Annotated in this window: 25 protein-coding genes; 14 read left to right on the top strand and 11 right to left on the bottom strand. The window is 68.6% G+C overall.

Annotated elements, in window-relative coordinates; all coding sequences use genetic code 11:
* The coding region (locus MMF96_RS12360) for a sugar phosphate nucleotidyltransferase (RefSeq protein WP_256883703.1) at positions 1–478 on the bottom strand (478 nt) is incomplete at its 3' end.
* 298 nt (positions 479–776) lie between these two features.
* Here MMF96_RS12360 and sdhC point away from each other — a divergent pair.
* The 4 genes from sdhC to MMF96_RS12380 all read left to right on the top strand — a co-directional run bounded on the left by sdhC (position 777) and on the right by MMF96_RS12380 (position 4308).
* Positions 777–1157 carry a succinate dehydrogenase, cytochrome b556 subunit gene (gene sdhC / locus MMF96_RS12365; protein ID WP_176618274.1) on the top strand — a complete coding sequence of 127 codons (381 nt, stop codon included), beginning with the start codon at positions 777–779 and terminating at the stop codon, positions 1155–1157.
* Positions 1158–1625 (top strand): succinate dehydrogenase hydrophobic membrane anchor subunit, encoded by a 468-nt coding sequence (locus MMF96_RS12370; RefSeq protein WP_256883704.1) that lies wholly within the window; start codon positions 1158–1160, stop codon positions 1623–1625. It begins immediately after the preceding gene.
* An 86-nt stretch (positions 1626–1711) separates the two neighbouring features.
* On the top strand, positions 1712–3511 hold the full coding sequence (gene sdhA, locus MMF96_RS12375) for a succinate dehydrogenase flavoprotein subunit (protein WP_256883705.1): 1800 nt from the start codon (positions 1712–1714) through the stop codon (positions 3509–3511).
* Positions 3511–4308: a succinate dehydrogenase iron-sulfur subunit gene (locus MMF96_RS12380; protein ID WP_176618272.1), complete on the top strand. Its 798-nt coding sequence runs from the start codon at positions 3511–3513 to the stop codon at positions 4306–4308. Before sdhA ends, MMF96_RS12380 begins: the two co-directional genes overlap by 1 nt.
* 175 nt (positions 4309–4483) lie before the next feature.
* Here MMF96_RS12380 and MMF96_RS12385 read toward each other — a convergent pair whose 3' ends face one another.
* The 10 genes from MMF96_RS12385 to glyA all read right to left on the bottom strand — a co-directional run bounded on the left by MMF96_RS12385 (position 4484) and on the right by glyA (position 13965).
* A complete protein-coding gene (locus MMF96_RS12385) occupies positions 4484–5995 on the bottom strand; it encodes a S53 family peptidase (RefSeq protein ID WP_256883706.1) in 1512 nt (503 codons plus the stop codon).
* A gap of 181 nt (positions 5996–6176) precedes the next feature.
* Positions 6177–6734, bottom strand: coding sequence for a 2'-5' RNA ligase family protein (locus MMF96_RS12390; protein ID WP_176618270.1), 558 nt, complete (start codon positions 6732–6734; stop codon positions 6177–6179).
* 2 nt (positions 6735–6736) lie between these two features.
* On the bottom strand, positions 6737–7765 hold the full coding sequence (gene trpS / locus MMF96_RS12395; protein WP_176618269.1) for a tryptophan--tRNA ligase: 1029 nt from the start codon (positions 7763–7765) through the stop codon (positions 6737–6739).
* A gap of 15 nt (positions 7766–7780) precedes the next feature.
* Positions 7781–8623, bottom strand: coding sequence for an exodeoxyribonuclease III (locus MMF96_RS12400; protein ID WP_371131054.1), 843 nt, complete (start codon positions 8621–8623; stop codon positions 7781–7783).
* 45 nt (positions 8624–8668) lie between these two features.
* On the bottom strand, positions 8669–9280 hold the full coding sequence (locus MMF96_RS12405) for a hypothetical protein (RefSeq protein ID WP_176618267.1): 612 nt from the start codon (positions 9278–9280) through the stop codon (positions 8669–8671).
* Between the two features lie 85 nt (positions 9281–9365).
* Positions 9366–9644, bottom strand: a complete 279-nt coding sequence (locus MMF96_RS12410) for an SHOCT domain-containing protein (protein ID WP_176618266.1) — start codon at positions 9642–9644, stop codon at positions 9366–9368.
* A gap of 168 nt (positions 9645–9812) precedes the next feature.
* Entirely contained in the window at positions 9813–10478 is a 666-nt protein-coding gene (locus MMF96_RS12415) for a response regulator transcription factor (protein WP_176618265.1), read from the bottom strand.
* Positions 10475–11647, bottom strand: a complete 1173-nt coding sequence (locus MMF96_RS12420) for a sensor histidine kinase (protein WP_256883707.1) — start codon at positions 11645–11647, stop codon at positions 10475–10477. The genes MMF96_RS12415 and MMF96_RS12420 overlap by 4 nt, the downstream gene beginning before the upstream one ends.
* Positions 11648–11788: 141 nt before the next feature.
* Positions 11789–12685, bottom strand: coding sequence for a bifunctional methylenetetrahydrofolate dehydrogenase/methenyltetrahydrofolate cyclohydrolase (locus MMF96_RS12425; protein WP_256883708.1), 897 nt, complete (start codon positions 12683–12685; stop codon positions 11789–11791).
* Positions 12679–13965, bottom strand: a complete 1287-nt coding sequence (gene glyA, locus MMF96_RS12430) for a serine hydroxymethyltransferase (protein ID WP_256883709.1) — start codon at positions 13963–13965, stop codon at positions 12679–12681. Before glyA ends, MMF96_RS12425 begins: the two co-directional genes overlap by 7 nt.
* 271 nt (positions 13966–14236) lie before the next feature.
* On the opposite strand from glyA, the gene purU reads away from it, so the two are divergent.
* The 10 genes from purU to MMF96_RS12480 all read left to right on the top strand — a co-directional run bounded on the left by purU (position 14237) and on the right by MMF96_RS12480 (position 25105).
* Positions 14237–15112: a formyltetrahydrofolate deformylase gene (purU, locus tag MMF96_RS12435; protein ID WP_256883710.1), complete on the top strand. Its 876-nt coding sequence runs from the start codon at positions 14237–14239 to the stop codon at positions 15110–15112.
* 125 nt (positions 15113–15237) lie between these two features.
* Positions 15238–16008: a LamB/YcsF family protein gene (locus MMF96_RS12440; protein WP_176618260.1), complete on the top strand. Its 771-nt coding sequence runs from the start codon at positions 15238–15240 to the stop codon at positions 16006–16008.
* Positions 16005–17660, top strand: a complete 1656-nt coding sequence (locus MMF96_RS12445; protein ID WP_306295873.1) for a carboxyltransferase domain-containing protein — start codon at positions 16005–16007, stop codon at positions 17658–17660. Before MMF96_RS12440 ends, MMF96_RS12445 begins: the two co-directional genes overlap by 4 nt.
* Positions 17657–19426, top strand: coding sequence for a biotin carboxylase N-terminal domain-containing protein (locus tag MMF96_RS12450; RefSeq protein WP_256883712.1), 1770 nt, complete (start codon positions 17657–17659; stop codon positions 19424–19426). Before MMF96_RS12445 ends, MMF96_RS12450 begins: the two co-directional genes overlap by 4 nt.
* A gap of 43 nt (positions 19427–19469) precedes the next feature.
* A complete protein-coding gene (locus MMF96_RS12455; protein ID WP_176618257.1) occupies positions 19470–20144 on the top strand; it encodes a GntR family transcriptional regulator in 675 nt (224 codons plus the stop codon).
* Positions 20145–20331: 187 nt separating this feature from the next.
* Positions 20332–21048: a DUF969 domain-containing protein gene (locus MMF96_RS12460; RefSeq protein ID WP_256883713.1), complete on the top strand. Its 717-nt coding sequence runs from the start codon at positions 20332–20334 to the stop codon at positions 21046–21048.
* Positions 21045–22022 carry a DUF979 domain-containing protein gene (locus tag MMF96_RS12465; RefSeq protein WP_256883714.1) on the top strand — a complete coding sequence of 326 codons (978 nt, stop codon included), beginning with the start codon at positions 21045–21047 and terminating at the stop codon, positions 22020–22022. Before MMF96_RS12460 ends, MMF96_RS12465 begins: the two co-directional genes overlap by 4 nt.
* 35 nt (positions 22023–22057) lie before the next feature.
* Entirely contained in the window at positions 22058–23098 is a 1041-nt protein-coding gene (locus tag MMF96_RS12470) for a DUF2891 family protein (RefSeq protein ID WP_176618254.1), read from the top strand.
* A gap of 192 nt (positions 23099–23290) precedes the next feature.
* The gene (locus MMF96_RS12475; RefSeq protein ID WP_176618253.1) at positions 23291–23809 is read left to right on the top strand and encodes a gamma carbonic anhydrase family protein; all 519 of its coding nucleotides are present in this window, start codon (positions 23291–23293) and stop codon (positions 23807–23809) included.
* Positions 23810–23899: 90 nt separating this feature from the next.
* The gene (locus MMF96_RS12480; RefSeq protein WP_256883715.1) at positions 23900–25105 is read left to right on the top strand and encodes an ROK family transcriptional regulator; all 1206 of its coding nucleotides are present in this window, start codon (positions 23900–23902) and stop codon (positions 25103–25105) included.
* Positions 25106–25147 lie beyond the last annotated feature (42 nt).

Raw genomic sequence — 25147 nt, forward strand, 5'->3', positions numbered from 1 at the left:
TCCCGATCGTGACAATCTTCCCCGTCGCCGCCGTAAAAATCGCCTCCCGCACCGCATCCCGGAACGCCCCCTCCGGACTGATCACCTGATCCGCGGCAAAGGAACCCATGATGGTCTGCGGGTCCCGCAAAAACAAAATCGCCGCCGCCAACCCGATCGCCGCCCCGGAATCCTTCGGCTCCGTCTCCAACACCAGGTCATCATCGGCCAGCTCCGGCAACTGCCGGCACACCGCCTCCCGATGCGCCTCCCCGGTCACCAACAAAATCCGGTTCCCACTCAACGGCTGCAACCGGTCATACGTCGCCCGGATCAACGTACTCCCGCTCCCCGTCAAGTCATGCAAAAACTTCGGCGCCGCCGCCCGCGACAAAGGCCACAGCCTGGTCCCGACACCCCCGGCCGGAATAACGGCAAAAAATTTGTCGAGCGGGCTGGTCCCAGGCTGGACGGAGTCGTCCCGTGTTGGCGTATTCATCACTGCCCAGCCTAGGCGATGCACGCGCGAACGCCGTGATTTGGCGGAAAATCCCACCCTTTGCGTGCCGACGGGGCGCCCCGGCGTCGCCGCAGGGATGGGTCGAGGGCTGCACAAACGGGCATTACACCATCAATTTGTCCGCCCCCTGTGATCTTTGCCATGGGGCAAGGAGCGCCTAAGTTGAATATGCTGTAAGCGAAGCCTAAATTTAGGCAAAGTTATGAGTGCTCACGCCGTGTGCGTTTCCCCGCGTGGAACCACGCCAGCGCCACGGTGATGCAGGAAGGTTTATTCAGTGCCGACAAAACCAGCTGGCACTCTGTACCGCGGCCGTGAAGGCATGTGGTCATGGGTGGGACACCGGATTACCGGTGTAGTGATTTTCGTTTTCCTGTTGGTGCACGTCCTGGACACCTCTCTCGTGCGAGTGTCCCCGGAAGCGTACACAGCAGTCATCGGGGCGTACAAGAACCCCATTATGGGCCTGGGCGAAGCCGCCCTGGTCGCGGCGATCGTGTTCCACGCCTTCAACGGCCTGCGCATCATTGCGATCGACTTTTGGAAGAAGGGCCCCAAGTACCAGCGGCAGATGCTCTGGACCGTCTTGATCGTCTGGGTTGTGGTCATGATTCCGTTCCTGATCCGCCACCTCTCCATCGTCTTCGGGGGGCACTAAGTGAGTTCCAACGTTATTGCGTCACCGCGTTCCAACAGCGCACAGTCGCCCAAGTACAAGCGCAACAAGGGCTCGCACTCCAGCTTTGAGATGGTCGCATGGCTGTTCATGCGCATGTCCGGCGTGGTGCTGGTGGTGCTGATTTTCGGCCACCTGTTCGTGAACCTCATGCTCGGCGGCGGCATCCACCAGATCGACTTCGGCTTTGTGGCCGGCAAGTGGGCCAGCCCGTTCTGGCAGTGGTGGGACCTGGCCATGTTGTGGCTGGCCATGCTGCACGGGACCAACGGCGTGCGCACCATCATCAACGACTACGCCGACCGCAATGGCACGCGCATGACGCTCAAGGGCGTCCTCTACGCGGCCGCCGTCGTCATCGTTGTGCTGGGGACCCTGGTGATCTTCACCTTTGATCCCTGCCCGGCCGGTGCAGTCGTCGACCTTCCGTCCTTCTGCCCTGTCCCCTAGTTTTTGGGCACCCGGGCCGTGAGCGGCCCGGGGCAGAAGTGAACAGCAGCAATTTGAATGCAGTAAAGAGAGAAAGAGCATCCAGTATGCAGGTCCACAAATACGACGTCATCATCGTCGGGGCCGGTGGCGCAGGAATGCGTGCCGCCATTGAAGCCGGACAGAATGCCCGCACAGCCGTACTGACCAAGCTCTACCCCACCCGCTCGCACACCGGTGCGGCCCAGGGCGGCATGTGTGCCGCACTGGCCAACGTGGAGGAAGACAACTGGGAATGGCACACCTTTGACACCGTCAAGGGCGGCGACTACCTGGTCGACCAGGACGCGGCCGAGGTCATGGCGAAGGAAGCCATCGACGCGGTGATCGACCTGGAAAAGATGGGCCTGCCGTTCAACCGCACGCCCGAGGGGCGGATTGACCAGCGCCGCTTCGGCGGGCACACCCGCGACCACGGCAAGGCCCCGGTGCGCCGGTCCTGCTACGCCGCGGACCGCACGGGACACATGATCCTGCAGACGCTGTACCAAAACTGCGTCAAGCACAACGTTGAGTTCTACAACGAGTACTACGTCCTGGACCTGCTGACCGTCGAAGTGGACGCAACCCGCGCGGACGGTACGCCGTACAAGCAGAAGCGCATTGCCGGCGTCGTCTCCTACGACCTGGCCACGGGCGAGCTGCACGTCTTCCAGGCCAAGTCCGTCATCCTCGCCACCGGCGGCGCGGGCAAGGTCTTCAAGACCACCTCCAACGCCCACACCCTGACCGGCGACGGCATGGGCATCGCGTTCCGCCGGGGCATCCCCCTGGAGGACATGGAATTCTTCCAGTTCCACCCGACAGGCCTGGCCGGGCTGGGCATCCTGCTCTCCGAGGCCGCCCGCGGCGAGGGCGCCATCCTGCGCAACTCCGACGGCGAGCGGTTCATGGAACGCTACGCCCCGACCATCAAGGACCTGGCGCCGCGTGACATCGTGGCCCGCTCCATGGCCAACGAAGTCCGTGAAGGCCGCGGCTGCGGACCGAACAAGGACTACGTCCTGTTGGACCTGACGCACCTGGAGCCGGCGCACATCGACGCCAAGCTCCCGGACATCACCGAGTTCGCCCGCACCTACCTGGGCGTGGAACCGTACACCGAGCCCGTCCCGGTGTTCCCCACCGCCCACTACGCGATGGGCGGCGTGCCCACGAACATCGGTGCGGAGGTCCTCCAGGACAACGACACCATCATTCCCGGCCTGTACGCCGCCGGTGAGGTGGCCTGCGTGTCCGTGCACGGCTCCAACCGCCTGGGCACCAACTCGCTGCTGGACATCAACGTGTTTGGCAAGCGTGCCGGTGTGGCCGCTGCCCAGTATGCCAAGACGGCCGAGTTCGTGGACCTGCCGGAAAACCCGGAAGCTGCCACTGCCGCGCTGCTGGACCACGTCCGCACGTCCGACGGCGGCGAAAAGGTGGCCGCGATCCGCAAGGACCTGCAGGACACCATGGACGCCAACATGCAGGTGTTCCGCACGGCCGAGTCCATTGACCGGGTGCTGGCGGACATTGCCACGTTCGAGGAGCGCTACTCGCGCATCACCGTCCAGGACAAGGGCAAGCGCTTCAACCTTGACCTGCTCGAGGCCGTGGAACTGGGCTTCCTGCTGGAACTGGCCAAGGTCATGACGGTTGCGGCCCTGCACCGCCAGGAGTCCCGCGGCGGCCACTTCCGTGAGGATTTCCCGGACCGTGACGACGTGAACTTCATGAAGCACTCCATGGCGTACAAGGATTCCGGCGTGACGGCTGAAAGCTCCCAGGAGCACATTGCCGGCATCCGCCTGGAAACCAAGCCTGTTGTTGTCACGCGCTACGAGCCGATGGTGAGGAAGTACTAATGAGCCCCATTGAAACCGCCGAGACCGCTCCCGAGCCGGCGTCCAAAATTGAACTGCCCGCCCACATGGGCGGCGGTGGCGAAATCCCCACCTTTGACGTGACGCTGCGCGTGCGCCGGTACGACCCGGAGTTCTCCGAGGACTCGACCTGGGAAGACTTCACCATGACCATGTACGGCACGGACCGCGTGCTGGACGCCCTCCACAAGGTCAAGTGGGAGCAGGACGGTTCGCTGTCCTTCCGCCGCTCCTGTGCGCACGGCGTGTGTGGTTCCGATGCCATGCGCATCAACGGCCGCAACCGCCTGGCCTGCAAGACCCTCCTGAAGGACCTGGACACGTCCAAGCCCATCACGGTGGAGCCCATCAAGGGCCTGCCGGTGGAGAAGGACCTGATCGTGGACATGGAACCGTTCTTCCAGTCCTACCGCGAGATCATGCCCTTCCTGATCAACCGGGGCCACGAGCCGTCCAAGGAGCGCCTGCAGTCCGCCGAGGAGCGCGAGCGTTTTGACGACACCACCAAGTGCATCCTGTGTGCCGCGTGCACGTCGTCCTGCCCGGTGTTCTGGACCGACGGGCAGTACTTTGGCCCGGCCGCCATCGTCAACGCACACCGTTTCATCTTCGATTCCCGCGACGATGCCGGCGACATGCGCCTGGAGATCCTCAACGACAAGGAAGGCGTGTGGCGCTGCCGCACCACCTTCAACTGCACCGAGGCATGCCCCCGCGGCATCCAGGTCACGCAGGCCATCGCCGAGGTCAAGCAGGCCATCCTGGCCCGCCAGGTCTAGTTCCGGCCTGGTTTCGCCGATTGCAAAGGCGCCGCCCCCTTTCGAGGGGGCGGCGCCTTTGCGTTCCCGCCGCTGGTCGAGCCCGCGTCGCCGGTCGGGCTTGGGCCCAAGGGACCGGATTTCGACCAGCCCAATCAGCGACACGATTGACCGGCGGCCAGAATCTCCCTGGCGCTCAGCCCGCGCGCACCGCAGCGACCAGGTCGGGAAGCAGCGCCGCGGCATTCGGCGTGCCCAGCCCGGTGACAGGGTCCCATCCCGTCGACGCCGGGTAGCCCGGAACCGAGGGATCGAGGGTGTTGTTGCCGGTTGTCACGTCGTAGAAGTCGCTGGCGTACGCCGCCCCGGCTCCGAGCCTGTACAGCGCCGGGTTGATCGGGCCCAGGCCGCCCCCGTTCATCTGCGCGGCGATGGCCACCAGCCCGGCCCACTGCGGGCAGGCCAGCGACGTTCCGCCGATGTCATACCAGCCCGTGCTGCAGGGAGTGGTGCCGCAAGTGAGCCCGCCCAGCCCGTCCGGCGGCAGCGAGAGGTACACCAGGGCGCCCGTCGTGGCACTGGCCTGCAGCGCGATGTCGGGCACGCCGCGCATGGCCCCGATGGGCGTGCTGCCGGCCGGCAGCGCCGACTGGTAACTGGGGCGGGCAAAGACGTGGCTGAATCCGCCGCCCGAGGCGATCCAGCCCACCTCTGCGGCCCCGGGATGGGACTTGCAGGCCGTGGGCGGGATGGTGCTGTCCACGGTCCGCAGGGTGGTCGCCGTCGGATCGGTGCACAGGTAGGTCCCGCCGACGCCGGTGACCAGCGGGTCTGACGCGGGCCACTCAACGGTCGGGAACGGGAAGGGCGCGCCCGCGTTGGGGCCGGCCACGGGTGCCTTCGGCGGATTGGCCGAGCCGCCGTCGCCGGAGGAGCCCAGGACGGTGACGCCGTTCCGGGCCGCGGAGATGTAGGCGTGGCGCAGGTTCAGCAGCGACTGGGTGCCCGGGAAGGCATCCTCCGCGGTGGCGAAGCTCTGTGAGATGACCTGGGCCAGGTGGTGGTCCACCACGTACTGTTCAGCCGCCATCATCTGGGGCAGGCCCTGGACGCCGAGGGTTTCAGCGGTCGGCGTGGTGACCAGCAGGATGTTGGCTCCCGGGGCCATGGAATGGGCCGTTTCGACGTCAAGGGCCACTTCCAGCGCCCAGGCTGCCTTGTCCTCCTGTCCCGTGCCCTTGCTCGTGGACGGCGGGGCCTTGGTGGCCGGGGAGCCCTGCAGGTGCAGTTCGCTGAAGGTGGGCATGCCGGGTGTGCAGGTGACGGATTCTTCCCCGCACATGGCCGGCAGGTTGAAGGCCTGGTTGTACACGTGCAGGTCGTGGGCCATGGTGTCGCTGCCATAGGAATCGACGATCGCGATGGTCATGCCGGTCCCGTCGTTGCCGGCAGCGTAGAGCGGGCCCACGTTGTACGCTGCGCGCGTGGACTGCGGGGTGAAGCAGCGCCGTCCGACGGAAGCGCACTGGGCCTGCGTGGGTGGCGTGGCGGAACTGTTGATCTGGACGTAGTCACTCACCACGGGGTGGACGGCGGGCAGGGCCGCACCTGGCGGCGATGCGGTGGGGACGCCGGCCAAGCAGGCGGCCGCCACGAGTGCGGCGCCCCCTGCCAGTGAAAGGAAAGTGGTTCCGGTACGAGATCGCATGGTGGGCCTCCGTACAGCATTCGAAGCGGCCCTCACGGGCGGCGTCGTTGCCACCCTGGCCGTCCTCCGGACAGGCCGAAGGCCACATCCGGTTTACCGCTGCACGGACCCCGTGGTCAAGGGCTTTCGTCCTTTTGGACTGGGTCCAGCCACGGGCCAAGGCCGGCGGCCGCGGGCCGTCCTAGGCCGTGGTGTCTCCCCCGAGGGCGAGTTCCTCGTACAGTTCCCAGCGGCCCTGGGCATAGTCGTACAGGCCAATGCTGTTGACTTCCAGCTCCGCGGCAAAGTCGGCCATTTCCGCCTCGGCCCGGGCCATGGTGCCGGCGTCAAGGTCGTGCGCCACCGTCAGGTGCGGTTCAAACCCAAAGTCCAGCAGGTGCTCCACCGGGCCGGCCAGCAGCTCGTCGTGCAGTTTCCGGCACTCCCCCGCCCCGCGGTCCACGTTCAGGAAAACGACCGGGGAGACCGGCGCAAAGGTTCCGGTGCCGCGCAGCGAGACGGTGAAGGGGGAACCTTCCCGCGCCACCTTGCGCACGTGCTCGGCGGCCTCGTCCCAGGAATGGCGGGCGCGGCCGGACACCAGTGTGATGTGGGCGGGCACCGCGCCGTTGCCCGGTCCTGCGTAGGATTCCCGCCAGGCGTGGAGCTCGGCGGCCAGGGCGGGCGGCATCGAGATGACCACGCCCAGGCTTTCAGGGTGCGGGGCCGGGGACGCCCCGCTCTGGCCAATGCCCGGCATGGTTATGCAACCGTCCCGAGGGGTGGCAGGAAGCCCACCTTGTTGTAGACGTCCGCCAGCGTCACGGCGGCAATTTCGCGGGCCTTCGCGGCACCGTGGGCCAGCAGCCGGTCCAGTTCGGCGGGGTCGTCGAGCAGTTCCAGGGTGCGCGTGCGGATCGGCTCGATCCGGGCCACGACGGCGTCTGCAACATCCACCTTCAGGTGGCCGTACATCTTGCCTTCGTAGCCGGCCACCAGGGCCGCCACGGGCGTGTCCGTCAGCGTGGAGAGGATCTCCAGGAGGTTGGTCACGCCGGGTTTGTTCTCCCGGTCGTGGGCAATGACGGTGTCGGTATCGGTCACGGCGGACTTGATCCGCTTGGCCGTCACCTTGGGGTCGTCCAGCAGGTTGATCAGGCCGTTCGGCCCGGACGCGGACTTGGACATCTTCGCCGTCGGATTTTGCAGGTCGTAGATGCGTGCGCCCTCCTTCTGGATGAAGGCCTCCGGGACGGTGAACGTGTCGCCAAAGCGGTGGTTGAACCGTTTGGCGAGGTCCCGGGCCAGTTCCACGTGCTGGCGCTGGTCATCGCCAACGGGCACGCCCTGGGGCCGGTAGAGCAGGATGTCCGCGGCCATGAGCACGGGGTAGGTGAACAGGCCAACGCTGGCCATTTCCTGCCCGCCCTTGGCCGTCTTGTCCTTGAACTGCGTCATGCGAGAGGCCTCGCCGAAGCCGGTGATGCAGTTGAGCACCCAGGCGAGCTGGGCGTGTTCGGGCACATGCGACTGCACAAACAAGGTGGACTTTTCCACGTCGATGCCGCCTGCGATGTACTGCGCCGCCGTCTTGCGGGTCCGTTCGCGCAGCTCCGCCGGGTCCTGCGTGACGGTGATGGCGTGCATGTCCGGGATGAAGAACAGCGTCTGGTAGTCGTGCTGCGTCTTGACCCAGTTGACCAGGGCGCCCAGGTAGTTGCCCAGGTGCAGGGAATCCCCGGAGGGCTGCATGCCGGACAGGACGCGGGGACGGATTGCGGTTTCACTCATGGAAGGGAAAATCCTTTAGAACTTGTAGTCGACGACCAGTGCTGCATGGTCGGAAAAGCGGGTTTCATACGATTCGGCACGGTCCACCACGGCCTGCTGGGCCAGGGCCGCGAGCCCCGGCGTGGCCATGTGGTAGTCGATCCGCCAGCCGGTGTCGTTGGTGAAGGCCTGTCCGCGGTTGGACCACCACGTGTACGGGCCTTCCACGGGGCCGGCCAGTTCCCGGGCCACGTCCTTGAAGCCGATTTCCGCGCCGAAGAAGCGGTCAAAGTAGGCGCGTTCCTCGGGCAGGAAGCCGGCGCGCTTGACGTTGCCCTTCCAGTTCTTGATGTCCAGCTCGGTGTGGCCCACGTTCAGGTCGCCCACCACCAGGGCGTGGTCGCTCGCGGCGGCCAGCTGCGGCAGCCGGGCGATCATGGTGTCCAGGAAGCGGTACTTGTCAACCTGCTTGGGCGTGCCTGCCTCGCCGGAGTGCACGTAGGCGCTGACCACCGTCAGTGTGGTGTCCCGGCCGGCCGAATCCTGCAGGGTGTAGTCCGCCTCGACCCAGCGGCCCGTGGTGGCAAAGTAGTCGTCGCCGATGCCAACGCGCGTGGCGGTGGGTTCCAGCGAGTCCTTGCGCGAGGCGATCAGCACGCCGGCGCGGCCCTTGGCCTCGGCCTCGGCGTGCAGCAGGTGCCAGTCCTCCCCGAGGAAGCCCTGGACAATGGCGTCGGGTGCACGCACCTCCTGCAGGCACAGGATGTCCACGTCGCGTGCGGCCAGCCAGTCGGCCATGCCGTGCTTGTAGGCGGCACGGATGCCGTTGACGTTGACGCTTGCGATCCTCAAATGACCGTTTTGGGTTCCCTTGCTCACCTGATCCACCTTACCCGTTTCCCCCTGCCCGCCTTTCCAGTCCGGTCAGTCAAGCACGACGCCGGTCACCGGCTCGTCGTCGTCCGGCCCCTGGGTGCCCGGCTGGGTTTCGGCGGCGCGGGCGGCATTCTTTTTTTCCATGCCGGCGTCCATCTTTGCTTCCTGGGCTTCCCAGTCCGGGTTGACCATTCCGCGGCCGTTGCGGGCCGTGATGTCGATGGTTTCCAGGGCGCGGGCCACCATGGCGTCGTCCTTACCCAGGTACTCGTTGACCACGCCGATCTGGACGCTGATGATCTTGAAGGAATGCTCCAGCTTCAGCTCGCGTGCCTTGGCCGCCTGGCGGGAGCCGGCGTCGTCGGACACGAGCCGGGTGCCGGCGCCGGACGGGGCGTGGGCGCTGTTGCGCTGGGCCATTTCGGCCTGGGCGAGCTTGACCTGGCGGGCGCCGAACGCGGCTGCCTTGTGGACGCCGATGTAGACGAGGGTGGACAGCGCCAGCCAGCCAAAGGCGATGACCGCAATGACCCAGCCCAGCACGGTGCTGTTGTTGGCCGCGAAAACGATGGCCACCAGGAAGACGATGGCCAGCACAATGGTGCCGAGGCCGGTGAACTTGCCGGGTTTGGTCATTTTTCCAGGTCCAAGAGATGTCATGGTTCCATTCTCTCAAACCCGGGCGGGTGCCGGTGCCCGCTTCCACCACCGGCGAACTGCCCCGCCCGGCCATTGGGGGCTGGAACTACTGGGGCTGGCTGCGCAGCACCTCCAGCCGCTGGCGGTATTCGGTCTCGTCGATTTCGCCGCGGGCGAAGCGTTCGCGCAGGACCGACTCGGCGCCCTGGCTGTGGTGCCAGGCCCGGCTGCGGCGCAGGCGGCGCGGGATGAAGATGATGGCCAGGACGATCACCACCAGCCAGAACAACGGGAAGAGCAGGAACCACGGCCCTGCGCCCCACCCCCAGCCGTGGTTCATGGCGTGTGCGGCAAGTGCCGCCGGTGTGCTCAATGCTGCAATCATGGTGCGTCCTTATGGTTGTTGCCAGCCGTCCTTCGGCTGTGCTTCAACTCTTCCGCTTCGCCGGCCCGGCGGCGTCGGCCCCAGGGAGGCTCTTTGCCCCGCCCCTGTACTCCCCGGGGAGACCCGGGCCGTGCGCCCCGCTTGGCCTTTCGGGCCGGCCGGTGGGGACTAGACGTTCCAGCCGGGGCGGACCAGGCCGGACTCGTAGGCGATGACCACCAGCTGGACGCGGTCGCGTGCCGCCAGCTTGGTCATGATCCGGGACACGTGGGTCTTGGCGGTCAGGGGTGTGATGAACAGGCGGGCAGCGATCTCGGCGTTGTTCAGCCCCTCGCCCACCAGGGCCAGCACCTCCCGTTCCCGTCCCGTGATGTGGGCCAGTTCCGGCGGCGGGGCCACGTCCCGGGACACGTGCGCCATGGCGTCCATGAGGCGGCGGGTGACGGACGGGGAGAGGAGGGCGTCGCCGTCGTTCACCACACGGACGGCGCGGATCAGTTCGGCAGGTTCGGTGTCCTTGATCAGGAAGCCGGCGGCACCAATGCGCACGGCCTCCACAATGTATTCGTCGAGTTCGAAGGTGGTCAGGACCAGGATGTGCGTGCCGGCGAGGGCGGGGTCGGCCAGGATGGCGGCGCCGGCTTCCAGGCCGTCGCCGCCGGGCATGCGGATGTCCATGAGGATGACGTCCGGCTTCAGCTCGCGGGCCAGGGCCAGGGTGCCGCTGCCGGTGCCGGATTCTCCCACCACCTCCATGTCCGCCTCGGCGTCCAGGAGGGCACGGAAGCCGGCCCGGATCAGCGTTTGGTCGTCGGCGATGAGGATGCGGATCATGGCTGTTTCCCTGCCGGGCCGGCGCCGGGCGGCCCACCGTCCGGGCCCGGTTCGTCACCGAGCGGGAACCGGGCGTGCACGCCCAGTCCGGGCTTGAGCTCCACCAGTTCCACGGAACCGCCGATCCCGGCCAGCCGTTCGCGCATGCCGCGCAGCCCGTTGCCCTCGGGCGAGCCGTGCCGGCCCGTGCCGTCGTCGTCCACCGCAACCGTGAGCGCGTCCCCGGAAACGGGCCCGATGTGCACCGCGAGGTGCTTCGCCCCGGAGTGTCGCACCGCGTTGGTGACCGCTTCCTGCACCACCCGGTACACCACCGCCTCCCGCTCGGGGCCCAGCCTGGTGCGCAGGGCGGAGGGGTCGCCGTCGTACTCGATTCGGGCCGCCAGGCCGCCGTGCTGGGCGTCCGAGACGAGGCCGGGGATGTTGGCCAGGGTCAGGCCGGGCTGGCGCGGGGCGTCCTGGCGCAGCACGCCCAGCAGTTCGCGGACCTGCACCAGGGATTCCTTGCTGGCCGTCTTGATGGCCTCGAGGGCGGGGCGGAGCTGGTCCGGGTCGCGGTCGGCGAGGTGCAGCGCCACGGAGGCGCGGACATTGATCATGGACAGGGAATGGGCCACGACGTCGTGGATGTCACGGGCCAGTGCCAGCCGGTATTCGTCCTCGGCCCGCTGCCTGGCCTCATGCGCATGTGCACGCCGCTCGGCCATCCGCTCCAGCCGCAGGCGCACGCCCTCGCCGATGAGCACCAGGATCACGAGCCAGGCGGATGCCGCGCCGGCGCGGACCAGGTCCTGGTCTCCTCCGTGCACAATGGCCCAGGTGAACACGGCCGCAACGAGTGCGCCGGCCACGGACCAGGCGAACACCCGGCGGCGGGCGGCCGTGGCCAGAATGAGGGCAAGGGCCATCGAGAGCGGGAAGGGGCCCCACGGGTACCCGATGGCGAGGTACGCCGCCGTGGCCGCCACGGTGCCGCCCAGCATGACCTCCGGGGCGCGGCGGTGCAGGAGCAGGAGCGCCGGCCCGGCGAGCAACAGCAGGTAGCCGAACCCGTCCAGCGGGTGCGCGAGCGGCTGGCGCCCGGACGCCACGTGGGTGCCGGCCAGCTGGATCACGGCGGCCAGCACGGCCACCGCCACCACAGGCCGTCGACGGCGCGCACTCCTCATGGCACGAGCCTAGTCCGGCAGCCCGGCGGCGCACATCACCCCCGACGTGCAGGGCGGCGTACTCCGGTGGGAGTACGCCGCCCTGTGTCGCGAGGGCCCGGTCGCGAGGGCCGTCGTGCGCGGGCCCGCCGCCGCGGTGCGTCAGGCGCGCTCCGCGGCCTCCACCACGTTCGCCAGCAGCATGGCCCGGGTCATGGGGCCCACGCCGCCGGGGTTCGGTGAAATCCACGAGGCAACGCCGTGGGCGGCCGGCTCCACGTCCCCGGTGACAACCGCCTTGCCCGTGCCGTCGTCAACGCGGGAGACGCCGACGTCGAGCACAATGGCACCCGGCTTGAGGTCCGCCGCCTTGATCATGTGCGGCTGGCCTGCGGCGGCGATGACGACGTCGGCCAGGCGCAGTTCCGCGGCGAGGTCCGCCGTGCCCGTGTGGGCCAGGGTGACGGTCGCGTTGATGTCCCGGCGCGTGAGAAGCAGGCCCACGGGCCGGCCGATCGTCACGCCGCGGCCCACCACCAGGACCTTCTTGCCGTTCAGTTCGATCCCGTGGCGGCGCAGCAGTTCAACGCAGCCCTTGGGCGTGCAGGGCAGCGGCGAGGCCATGGGCCGGTTGACGTTGGCCACCAGGCGGCCCAGGTTCATCGGGTGCAGGCCGTCGGCATCCTTGGCCGGGTCGATGGCCTCAAGCACCACGTCCTGGTCGATGTGCGCCGGCAGCGGCAGCTGGACAATGTAGCCGGTGCAGGCGGGGTCCCCGTTGAGCCGGCGGACGGCGTCGAGCACCTCCTCCTGCGTGGCGGTTTCTGGCAGGTCGATGCGCAGGGAGTTGATGCCCACCTCGGCGCAGTCCCTGTGCTTGCCGGCCACGTACCACTTCGACCCGGGGTCGTCCCCGACCAGGATGGTGCCCAGGCCCGGGGTGGTGCCCCGGGCTGCGAGCGCCGCGACCCGCTCCTTCAGTTCGTCCTTGATGGCAGCCGCGGTGGCCTTGCCGTCGAGGATTTGCGCGGTCCTTGCCGCGGGCACGGAGGTTACCATTCTTCCTGGCCCGGGTAGAGGGGGAAATCCTCGGCGAGCTTCTTCACACGTGCGCTGAGGGCGTCGACGTCGGCGTTGCCCTTCAGTGCGGTGGCGATGATCTCGGCAACCTCGGTGAATTCCGCGGCCCCGAAGCCGCGGGTGGCCAGTGCCGGGGTGCCGATGCGCAGGCCGGAGGTGACCATCGGGGGGCGCGGGTCGAACGGGACGGCGTTGCGGTTGACCGTGATGCCGACGGTGTGCAGGAGGTCCTCGGCCTGCTTGCCGTCCAGCTGGGAGTTGCGCAGGTCCACGAGCACCAGGTGCACGTCGGTGCCGCCGGTCAGCACGGACACGCCGGCGTCCGCGACGTCGGCGGCGTTCAGGCGGTCCGCGATGATCTTGGCGCCCTCCAGGACGCGCTGCTGGCGCTCCTTGAACTCCTGGCCCGCGGCAACCTTGAAGGCCACCGCCTTGGCGGCAATGACGTGCATGAGCGGGCCGCCCTGCTGTCCGGGGAACACGGCGGAGTTGAGCTTCCTGGCCCATTCCTCCTTGGCCAGGATCACCCCGGAGCGGGGGCCTGCCAGGGTCTTGTGCACGGTGGAGGTGACGACGTCGGAGTACGGCACCGGGTTCGGGTGCAGGCCGGCGGCAACCAGGCCGGCAAAGTGGGCCATGTCGGTCCAGAGCAGTGCGCCCACCTCGTCGGCGATGGAGCGGAACGCCGCAAAATCGAGCTGTCGGGGGTAGGCGGACCAGCCGGCGATGATGACCTGGGGCTTCTCGGCAATGGCCTGCCCGCGCAGTTTGTCCATGTCGATGCGGAAGGTGTCCTCTTCGACCTGGTAGGCGGCGACCTGGTACAGCTTGCCGGAGAAGTTCAGCTTCATGCCGTGGGTCAGGTGCCCGCCGTGCGCCAGGGACAGGCCCAGGATCTTGTCGCCGGGGTTGATCATGGCAGCAAGCGCGGCGGCGTTGGCCTGGGCGCCGGAGTGCGGCTGGACGTTGGCGTACTCGGCGCCGAAGAGGTCCTTGACGCGCTGGATGGCGAGGTTCTCGGCAACGTCGACGTATTCGCAGCCGCCGTAGTAGCGGCGGCCCGGGTAGCCTTCGGCGTACTTGTTGGTCAGCACGGAGCCCTGGGCTTCCAGGACGGCGCGGGGGGCGAAGTTTTCGGAGGCGATCATTTCCAGCGTGTCACGCTGGCGGCCGAGCTCGTCCTTCAGGACGGCGGCAATTTCAGGGTCCAGCTCGGCGAGCGGGACATTGGTCACGGACTGTGTGGCGGTATTGGACATTCAGGACTCCTGGATGGACTACACGAAAAAACACTTCTTAGCCAGATTATCCGGTGGACGCGTGCACCTGCAGGCTGCTTCGCTGTGTGAAGCTGCGGGCACGGCATGGCCACCGCCAAACTACTTTTGCTGGCAGTCGCGACCCCTTGTCCCAGGCGTACGATCCCAGGGGTCCTCGCTCGTGCTGCTCCCCGGTGGTGGCCCACCTCATCGCCAGTCGCAACCCCTTAACTGTAGTACAGGGCCACGGCGGGACGGTAACGTTGGCGGGGTGACTGACTCGACCTCCCCCGCCCCGCATGCCGCCCGCGGCTATGTCCTGACGCTCTCCTGCGCCGACCAGCCCGGCATCGTCCACGCCGTGTCCGGTTCCCTGCTGGAAGCGGGCTGCAACATCACCGACTCCCAGCAGTACGGCAGCCCGGACACGGGCACTTTTTTCATGCGGGTTGCGGTGGAAACCACGACGTCGTTCAGCCGCCTCCGCGAGCACCTCGACGGCGTCGCCGGTCAGTTCAGCCTCAACTGGCAGCTGCACCGTGCCGGCGCGCCCGTGCGGACGCTGATCCTGGCATCCAAGGCCGCGCACTGCATCAACGACCTGTTGTTCCTGCAGCGTTCGGGCACCCTGCCCATTGAGATCCCGGCCATTGTCTCCAACCACCGGGACCTGGAGCCGCTTGCCAGGTTTTATGGCATCCCGTTTTACTACATCCCCGTCACGCCGGACACCAAGGCCGAGGCGGAAGCGGCCCTGTTGGAGCTGGTGGCCGAGCACGAGGTGGAGCTGGTGGTGCTGGCCCGCTACATGCAGGTGCTCTCCGACGGCCTGTGCCGCCACCTCGCGGGCCGGGCCATCAACATCCACCACTCCTTCCTGCCCTCCTTCAAGGGTGCCAGGCCGTACCACCAGGCCCACGCCAGGGGCGTGAAGATCATCGGGGCCACCGCGCACTATGTGACGGCCACCCTGGATGAGGGTCCCATCATCGAGCAGGAAGTGATCCGCGTGTCCCACGGGCACTCGGTGGAGAAGTTTGTTGCCGTGGGCCGTGCCGTGGAGGCACGCACCCTGGCCCAGGCCGTCCAGTGGCACGCCGAACACCGCGTCCTCCTCGACGGGACGCGCACGGTCGTCTTCGACTGACACCCCGACACCCCGACACCCCGGCCCGCCCACCGGCCCCGCCAGCACTCACAGCACCAAATTGTTGAACAATCTGGAAAATTAAGGCATTCTTAGAGAACCACATCACGAGACGGGGATCACAAATGCCTTTCATTGACCTCAATTCCGACGTCGGAGAGTCCTTCGGCAACTGGACCATGGGTGACGACGCCGCCATCTTCACCTCCGTCTCCAGCGCCAACGTCGCCTGCGGCTTCCACGCCGGGGACCCGAGCACCATCGCCCAAACGTGCCGCGACGCCGTGGCCGCGGACGTCACCATCGGCGCGCACGTGGGGTACCGGGACCTGGCAGGGTTCGGCCGCCGCTTCCTGGACTGCTCCCCCACCGAGCTGGCCGACGACGTCCTCTACCAGCTCGGCGCCCTGTCCGCCCTGGCCGGGGCCGCCGGCGCCGCCATCAAGTACGTCAAGCCCCACGGCGCGCTGTACAACACGATCGTCCACCACGAAAAGCACGCGCAGGCCGTGGTCGACGCCGTCAAGGCCTTTGGCACGGACCTCCCCCTCCTGCTCCTGCCGGGCTCCGTCGCCCTGGCCAGGGCCGAGGCCGCCGGGCTCCGCGCCGTGGCCGAGGCCTTTGCCGACCGCAACTACACACCGGAGGGGACGCTTGTCTCCCGCCGCGAGCCCAACGCCGTGATCCACGATCCCGCCCGGGTCGCCGCCAACATGGTGCGCCTGGCCACCGAGGGCACCGTGACGGCCGTGGACGGCAGCGTCATCCCCATGCCGGCCGAGAGCATCTGCGTCCACGGCGACACCGCCGGGGCCGTGGCCATGGCCGCCGCCGTGCGTGCCGGGCTGGAAAACGCCGGCGTGCAGATCCGAAGCTTCATGTGGGCAAGGCCATGACGACCGTGAGCACCCCCGCCGCGCACCGCCTCACGGCCATCCACCCGGCCGGCACCCGCGCCCTGCTCGTTGAGCTGCCGAACCTGCCGGCCGTGCTGGCCCTGGCGGCCCGGCTGGCCGAATCCCCCCTGCCCGGCCAGCTGGACGCGCTGTCCGCGGCCGCCACCGTGCTGGTCAAGTTCGACTCGCCCAACGCGGCCCGCGCAGCCACCCCGGTCCTCGCCAACCTCGACCTCGGCACGGCCCCGGAGGAGACGGGCAAGCTCGTGGAGATCGCCGTGCACTACGACGGCGCCGACCTCGCCGAGGTCGCCACGCTCACCGGCCTGAGCCCCGAGGCCGTCGTCGCCGCACACACCGGCCAGACCTGGCGGGCGGCATTCGGCGGTTTCGCCCCGGGCTTCGCCTACCTGTTGGGGGAAAATCCGGCCCTGCAGGTGCCGCGCCGCAGCACCCCGCGCACGTCCGTCCCCGCCGGCGCCGTCGCCCTTGCCGGGGACTACTCCGCCGTCTACCCGCGCCAGTCCCCGGGCGGCTGGCAGCTGATCGGCCGCACAGACGCGGTGCTGTGGTCCCTGGACCGCAGCGATCCCGCGCTCATCCGCCCCCAGGACCGCGTCCGCTTTGTCCCGGCCCGCCCATCCCTGGACCTTCACCCCGCCACAGCCGAGCGCGACGCCGGCACCGCCCCGGGCGCGCCCGCCACCCCCACGGAAACCGGCGGCCTGCTGGTGGTCCACGCGGGCCTGCAGTCGCTCATCCAGGACCTGGGCCGCCCCGGCCTGGGCGAGCTGGGCGTGTCCGCGGCCGGCGCCGTCGACCCTTCCGCGGCGCGGCAGGCCAACCGGCTGGTCGGCAACCAGGCCGGGGACGCCGTCATCGAAAACCTCATGGGCTCCCTGGCACTGACGGCCGAATCCGACCAGGTCCTGGCCGTCACCGGCGCCCGGACCACGCTGCACATCACGCCGTCGGACCCGGACCGCAGCGAACGCAGCCCCGCCCAGGACGCGCCGTTCGCGCTGCTGGTCGGCGAAACGCTCACGCTGGGACCCGCCACGGAGGGGCTGCGCTGCTACCTCGGCGTGCGCGGGGGCATCGCGGCGGAGCCCGTCATGGGCAGCCGCTCCACCGACCTGATGTCCGGAATCGGCCCGGATCCGCTGGCCGCCGGCCTCCGCATCCCGGTGGGCCCGGCCCGGGGCGCCCACGTGGTGGGCGCCCCGGAACCGGCCACCCTGCGCCCGGCCCCTGCCTCGGGCGTCGCCACCCTGCGGATCACCCCCGGCCCCCGCGACGACTGGTTTGGCCCGGCCGGCATGGACGTCCTGACGGGGCAAAACTGGCGGGTGGGCGCTGCGTCCAACCGGATCGGCGTCCGCCTGGAACTGGACGACGGCGGAACGCCCGTGCCGCGGATCCGCGACGGCGAACTGGCCAGCGAAGGCGTGGTCTGGGGCGCCCTGCAGGTGCCGCCGTCGGGGCTGCCCGTGCTGTTCCTGGCCGACCACCCCGTCACCGGCGGCTACCCGGTCATCGCTGCCGTCGTCCCCGAGGACCTGGGCGCCGCCGCCCAGCTCCCGCCCGGCACCCGCGTGCGCTTTGCCCTGATCGACTCCCCCACCTCGACTCCCCAAGGAACCCGTTCATGAAGAAAGTACTCATCGCCAACCGCGGCGAAATCGCCGTGCGCGTAGCCCGCGCCTGCTCCGACGCCGGGCTGGAGTCCGTCGCCGTGTATTCCGACCCCGACGCCGACGCACTGCACGTGCGCCGGGCCGGGGAGGCCTACGCACTGGGCGGGCGTTCCGGCGCGGAGACGTACCTGAACATCGAGAAGATCATCGACGTCGCCCGCCGGTCCGGGGCCGACGCCGTCCACCCCGGCTACGGCTTCCTGTCCGAAAACGCGGACTTTGCCCAGGCCGTCGTCGACGCCGGGCTGACGTGGATCGGGCCGCCGCCGCAGGCCATCCGGGACCTGGGCAACAAGGTCACGGCCCGCGAAATCGCCGTCCGGGCCGGCGCCCCGCTGGTGCCCGGCAGTGACGGCCCCGTGGCATCCGGCGCCGAGGTGCGCGCCTTCGCCGAAGAATTCGGCCTGCCCGTCGCCATCAAGGCGGCGTTTGGCGGCGGCGGGCGCGGGCTGAAGATCGCCCGGACCATGGAGGACATCGACGACGCCTTTGAATCCGCCGTCCGCGAGGCCACCACCGCCTTTGGCCGCGGGGAGTGCTTTGTGGAGCGGTTCCTGGACCGCCCCCGCCATGTGGAGGCCCAGGTGCTCGCGGACCGGCATGGCAACGTGGTGGTGGTCGGCACCCGCGACTGCTCCCTGCAGCGGCGCCACCAAAAACTCGTCGAGGAGGCACCGGCACCGTTCCTGGGCGACGCCCAGCGGGCCAGCATCCACGCCTCGGCGAAGGCCATCTGCCGGGAAGCCGGCTACGAGGGCGCCGGCACGGTGGAGTACCTCGTGGCCGACGACGGCACGGTCTCCTTCCTGGAGGTCAACACCCGCCTGCAGGTGGAGCACCCCATCACGGAGGAAACCACGGGCGTGGACCTCGTGGCCGAGCAGTTCCGCATCGCCGACGGCGAGCCCCTGCGCTTCACCGAGGACCCCCGGCCGGTGGGCCACGCCTTCGAGTTCCGCCTCAACGCCGAAGACCCCGCCCGCGGCTTCCTGCCGGGCCCGGGCACCATCACCGCCTTTGAGGCACCCACCGGCTCCGGCATCCGCGTCGATTCCGGCGTCCGCAGCGGCTCCACGGTGCCCGGCGACTACGACTCGCTGCTGGCCAAGCTCATCGTCCACGGCGCGGACCGCGCCCAGGCCCTGCGCCGCGCCCGGACGGCCCTTGAAGAAATGACGATCGCCGGGCTCCCCACCGTCCTGCCCTTCCACCGCGCGGTGGTCCGCGACCCCGCCTTCACCGCGGACGGCCACTTCGGCGTGCACACGACGTGGATTGAAACCGAATTCGCCGCCACGCTGGCCGCCTCGGACGAGATCGCCCGGGCCGAGCCGGACGGCCGCCGCGAGGAACTGACCATTGACGTGGACGGCAAGGCGCTGCAGATCGGCCTGCCCGCCGAACTCCTGGATGCGTTGCGCAGCGGCAGCCGGGGGAATCCGGGGACCGCCACGGACGGCGGCGGTTCTTCCGGCACGCGCACCGACGGCGGTGGCGAGGGAGCCGACGCCGGCGTGCTGGCGGCCCCCATGAACGGCAAGCTCGTCAAGTGGCTGGCCGGCGACGGCGGGCAAGTTGCCAAGGGCGATCCCGTCGCCGTCCTGGAGGCCATGAAGATGGAATCCACCGTCACGGCCCACCGCGCCGGCACCGTGGTGCGCGGCCCGCGGGAACCCGGTGACGCAGTGGTGCGCGGGGAAGCCGTGTGCCGGATTGACTGACCTGCGTGCACGGCCGGCCCGCCGCATTGGATAGATTGGAGCCATGCCCATGAATACAGCCCTCGGCGATTTGCCGCCCTCTGCAGCCCACGCCCACACCGGCGCCTGGGTGGCCTCAGTGCTGCGCAGCCGGATTGCCGAGGGCCGGCTGGTGCCCGGCACCAAGCTCTCCGAACAGTCCCTCTCGGAGACACTGGGGATCTCCCGGAACACGCTGCGCGAGGCCTTCACGGTGCTCGACGGCGAACTGATCATCACCCGCATCCCGAACCGGGGCGTTTTTGTCGCCTCCCCCGGGCCGGATGAAATACGGGAAATCTACAATGTGCGCAGGATCCTGGAGCCGGCGGCCGCCCTGTGGGGGCCGGGGCCGGACCTCGATGAGCTGCGCTCCGTGGTGGCGGACGCCCGCGACGCCCTGGCCCGCGGCTCCGTGCCGGAGATGGCCGCCGCCAACCAGCGCTTCCATGAGGCGCTGATCCTGGGCACCGGCAGCACGGGGCTGCTGGAGACCATGCAGCGGGTGCTGGCGCAGATGCGCCTGGTCTTCCACGCCATGAGCAACGCCCCCGACTTCCACAGCCACTACGTGGAACTCAACGCGGAACTGCTGGAGCTGCTCGCCGCCGGAAAACGGGCCGAGGCCGCCGAGCGGATGCGCGGCTACCTGGACAAGGCCGAGGCGGAACTGCTGGCACAATTCACCGCCGCCCACTGATTTCCACCCTCCCCAAAGATTGTTGAACAAACACTTGCAGGATTGTTGAACAAAAGCATATGATGTAGTTCACAGTGATCGACGCCACCGTTGGCGGCCTTCCTGACCGGTTCGGGGCAGCAGCCCGGTTTCGGACAACTACGACCGTATCTGCGGCCCCGCCTGGCCGCGGCAGGAACGGATATCCATGCTTGTACTCATCGGGGTCTTGTTGGTGATTGTTGGCTTCGCCATCCGACTCAACCCACTTCTTGTAGTCACCATCTCCGGCATCGTCACGGCGCTTCTTGGCGGCATGTCCCCGCTGGAGATCCTCAACGCGTTTGGCTCTGGATTTTCCAGCAGCCGCTCCGTCACCATCTTCGTGGTGGTGCTTCCGGTCATCGGCCTGATCGAACGTTTCGGGCTGCAGGAACAAGCCAAGACCCTCATTGCCAAGCTGGCCAAGCTGACCGCCGGCCGGGTCCTCCTGGGGTACCTGGTGATCCGCCAGATCACCGCGGCCCTGGGACTGACAAGCATTGGCGGGCATGCCCAAACCGTCCGCCCGCTCGTCTTCCCCATGGCCGAAGGCGCTGCACTGCGCCGCTACGGCTCGGTGCCGGACAAGGTCCGGGAAAAGATCAAGGGCCACTCGGCCGCTGCGGACAACGTGGGCGTGTTCTTTGGCGAGGACGTCTTCGTCGCCGTCGGCTCCATCCTGCTGATCACCACCTTTGTCGACACCACCTACGGGCTCCACCTGGAGCCCCTGCAACTGGCCATCTGGGCCATCCCCACCGCAGTCTGCGCCTTCCTGATCCACGGCTTCCGCCTGCTGCGCCTCGACCGCCAGCTGGACAAGGCCGTCCAGGAAGCCCGCATCGAGGACGCCGCCGCAACACCCGCTGGAGGACAGGCATGATCAACGTCGAATCCATCTACTGGCTCATTGGCCTGCTGTTCGTCGCCTGGGCCTTCCTGATAGCCCGCGACGCCAACCACCCGCGGCGGTGGGGCAGTTCCTCCTTCTGGGGCCTGCTGGGCCTGTGCTTCTTTTACGGCACCGCCGTCGAGGCCAAGACCGCACCCGCCTGGATCCTGGGCATCGCCGTCCTGGCCCTGGTCGCCCTGGCCAGCACCGGGCTGCTGGGCGACGGCCGCTCCAAGACCGCCAGCGAGGAACAACGGACGGCCTCCGCGGCCAAGTTCGGCAACAAGCTCTTCATTCCGGCGCTGGCCCTGCCGGTGGTGACCGTCATCGTCGTGTTGCTGGCACCCGTGCTCAAAATTGGCTCCAAGCCGCTCATCGACCCCACCCACACCACGCTGGTGGCCCTGGGCATCGGCGCCATCGTGGCGGCCCTTGTCGGCGTCGCGATCCTGCGCCCGCAGAACAAGCTGTCCCCCGTCCTGGAGGGCCGGCGCATCATTGAGACCATCGGGTGGGCCGCACTGCTGCCCCAGATGCTCTCCACGCTGGGCATCCTGTTCACCCAGGCAGGCGTGGGCACCGCCGTCGGCACACTGGCCAAGGGCGTGCTGCCCAACGGTTCCCTCCTTGCCGCCGTGGTGGTCTACTGCGTGGGCATGTTCATCTTCACGGTCCTGATGGGCAACGGCTTTGCCGCCTTCCCGATCATGACGGCGGCCATCGGCTGGCCGGTGCTGGTGCAGGGCTTCCACGGCCAGCCCGCCATCGTGTTTGCCATCGGCATGCTCGCCGGATTCTGCGGCACGCTGTGCACGCCCATGGCGGCCAACTTCAACCTGGTGCCGTCCGCGCTGCTGGAAATGAAGAACAAGTACGGCGTCATCACGGCCCAGATTGCCACCGGCGTGCCGCTCCTGTTCGCCAACATCGCCCTGATGTACTTCCTCGCCTTCCGCCACGCCTAGCCGCCCCGGCTCAAGACAACCACGCAAGGAACGCCATGAACGCACCAACCCCCGACCCCGCCGCCCGCATGGACGCGCTGGCCAACCACTACGCCGGGATCGTCCTGGACAACCTGTCCCGGCCCTACCCCTTCGCCTCCCACCATGTGGAAACGTCCCCCGCGGACCGGCCCAGCCCCCGGGAGCTCCACCCGGCGTTTTACACCTCCTTTGACTGGCACTCCTGCGTGCACATGACCTGGCTGGGCGTGACGCTGATTGAATACGGGATCGACGCCGGACTGGACGCCCGCCTGCGCGCCGTCCTCGCCGCAAACCTGACCTCGGAAAACCTGGCCGTTGAAGGGGCCTACCTGCTGGCAAACCGCAGCTGGGAGCGCCCCTACGGGTGGGCCTGGCTGGTGCGGCTGGCCGCGACCGCCGCTGCCTCGGAGGACGGCCAGCTCGGCAAGTGGGGCGCCGCGCTGGATCCCCTCGTGGACATGGTGGCCGGGCTCGCGGCCGACTGGACGGACAAGGCCGAATATCCCGTCCGCCACGGGCTGCACACCAACGCGGCCTTCGGCCTGGGCCTCATGCTCGACGCCTTCCGCACCTTGGGCCGGGACCAGGCAGCGGCGGTGTGCGAGCTCGCTGCGCTGCGCTGGTTCAGGCGCGACACCGGCTGGCCGGGCGGGTGGGAAATGAGCGGCCAGGACTTCCTCTCCCCCGGGCTGAGCGAGGCCGACCTCATGGCGCGCGTGCTCGGCCCCGACTCCTTTACGTCATGGTTCGACGCGTTCCTGCCGGGGCTCACCCCCGACGCGCGGATCCTTGCGCCGTATACGGTCACCGACGAGTCCGACGGCTACCTCGCCCACCTGAACGGGCTGAACCTGACCCGCGCTGGCCAGCTCCTCCGGATCAGCCGGGCGCTGCGCCGCACGTCAGACGGCGGCGCCACCGCGGCCGTGCTCGAGAACGCGCTGCCGCCCCTGCTCGAAGCCGGGCTGGACGCAGTGATGACCGACGAGTTCATGTCCAGCCACTGGCTGGCCAGCTTCGCCTGGGACGCGCTCGCCTCCGCCCGCCGCTGACCGCCCAGCCGGCCCCCGGGCCCAGCCGGGGGCCGGCCTGCGTCTTCCACCGGCCGGCCGGCTTAGTCGGCGGGCCGTGCCCGCCACAACTGGCGAAACGTGGGATGGCTTACCCGCGGCCCCCGGCCCTGGTTCGGTAGCATCGGCAGTACTGGCGATTTTCGCGCCGCACTGCAACGACTTGGAGCCCCCATGAACCAGTTGGTCCCCTTTGACGGCCACACGCCGTCCGTCCACGAATCCGCCTTTGTGGCGCCCTCCGCCACGATCATCGGCGACGCCTCGCTCGGCGCCGATTCAAGCGCCTTCTACGGCGTGGTGGTCCGCGGCGACACCGCTACCATCACCGTCGGCAACGGCTCCAACCTGCAGGACAATGTGGTGCTGCACGCCGACGAGGGCTTCCCCACGACCATCGGCGACGGCGTCAGCGTGGGCCATGGCGCCGTGGTCCACGGCTGCACGGTGGAGGACAACTGCCTGATCGGCATGGGCGCCACGGTCATGAACGGCGCCGTGGTGGGCGCCGGATCGCTCGTGGCCGGCGGCGCGGTGGTGCTCGAAGGCGCCGTCATTCCGCCCGGGTCCCTGGCGGCCGGCGTCCCCGCGAAGGTCCGCCGCGCGTTGACCGCCGAGGAGCTGGAGCACGTGAAGGGCAATGCCTTGCACTACGTGGAGCTGGCCCGCAAGCACAAGGCCATCCACGCCTAGCGGCAGGATAACGTCAACCACTTAACACAAACCATTTCGATAGCGTTAAATTCTTGACTTCAACATATGACGTGGGGCATGCTGCCAGTTATGTCAGATGACGAAAGCAGCACCGTCCGCAGCGCCGGCGGCCCATCCAAGCCGGGATCGCAGTCGGCCTTGCGGATTCGCAACCAGCTCCGGCTCACCGAGCAGCTGCTGCGCGGTGGTCCGGCCACCCAGGCCGAGCTGGCGCGGTTGACGGGCCTGTCCACTGCAACGGTGTCCAACATCGTCAAGAGCATGCACCAGGCCGGCCTGGTCACCCTGACGGCCACCACCAGTTCCGGACGCCGCGCGCATTCGGTGCGGTACATCGGGGACAGCTCCATTGCCGCCGGGATTGACTTTGGCCGCAGCCACGTCCGGGTGGTGCTGGCCAACAGGTCCTACGAGGTGGTGGCCGAGCGCCAGATCCCCTTGCCGCCCGGGCACAACGCCACCGTCGGCATTGCCGCCGCGGCCAAGCTGCTGGACGAGCTGCTCGCCGAAAAGGCCATTGCCAGGTCATCACTGATGGGCGCCGGCGCCGGCATTCCCGGCCCCATCGACCGGCGGACGGGCAAGGTCATCCAGGGTGCCATCCTGCCGGAATGGGTGGGCATCAACCTCCACGAGCGGCTCAAGTCCGCCCTGGACCTGCCCGTCTACATTGAAAACGACGCCAACCTCGGGGCCCTGGCGCAGATCACCTGGGGGGCCCACACCGCCGTCCCCAACCTGGTCTTCGTCAAGATCGGCACCGGGATCGGAGCGGGCCTGATCCTCAACGGCTCGCTCTACTCGGGCAGCATCGGCGTGACCGGGGAAATCGGCCACCTGACCATCAACGAATCCGGGCGGATCTGCCGCTGCGGCAACCGCGGCTGCCTGGAAACCGTTGCCTCGACCGCCACCATGATCGAGCTCCTCAGCCGCGACAGGAACCATCCGGTCGATGTCGAGGACATTGTCCGCCAGGCCAAGTCGGGTGATTCCACGACGCTGCGCGTCCTCGAGGACGCGGGGACCGCCGTCGGCCGGGCACTGGCCACCATCTCCAACCTCATGAGCCCGGACGTCATCGTCATCGGCGGCCCGCTGGCCACCCTGGGCGAGCTCCTGCTGGCACCCATCCGGCGGGGCCTGCTGCGCCACGCAGTGCCGGTGGTCGGGGAGAACACCACGTTGGCGACCTCATCCCTGGGGCCCCGCTCGGAGGGGCTCGGCGCGGTCTCACTCGTGTTCCAGCATGACGCGGACCGCCACAACACATAGAACCGTTACCATCCCGTTGCGTTAAAAGGTTGACGACAAGAC

Origin of the sequence: Arthrobacter sp. STN4 (assembly GCF_024539665.1) — a bacterium.
Classification (GTDB): Bacteria; Actinomycetota; Actinomycetes; order Actinomycetales; family Micrococcaceae; genus Specibacter.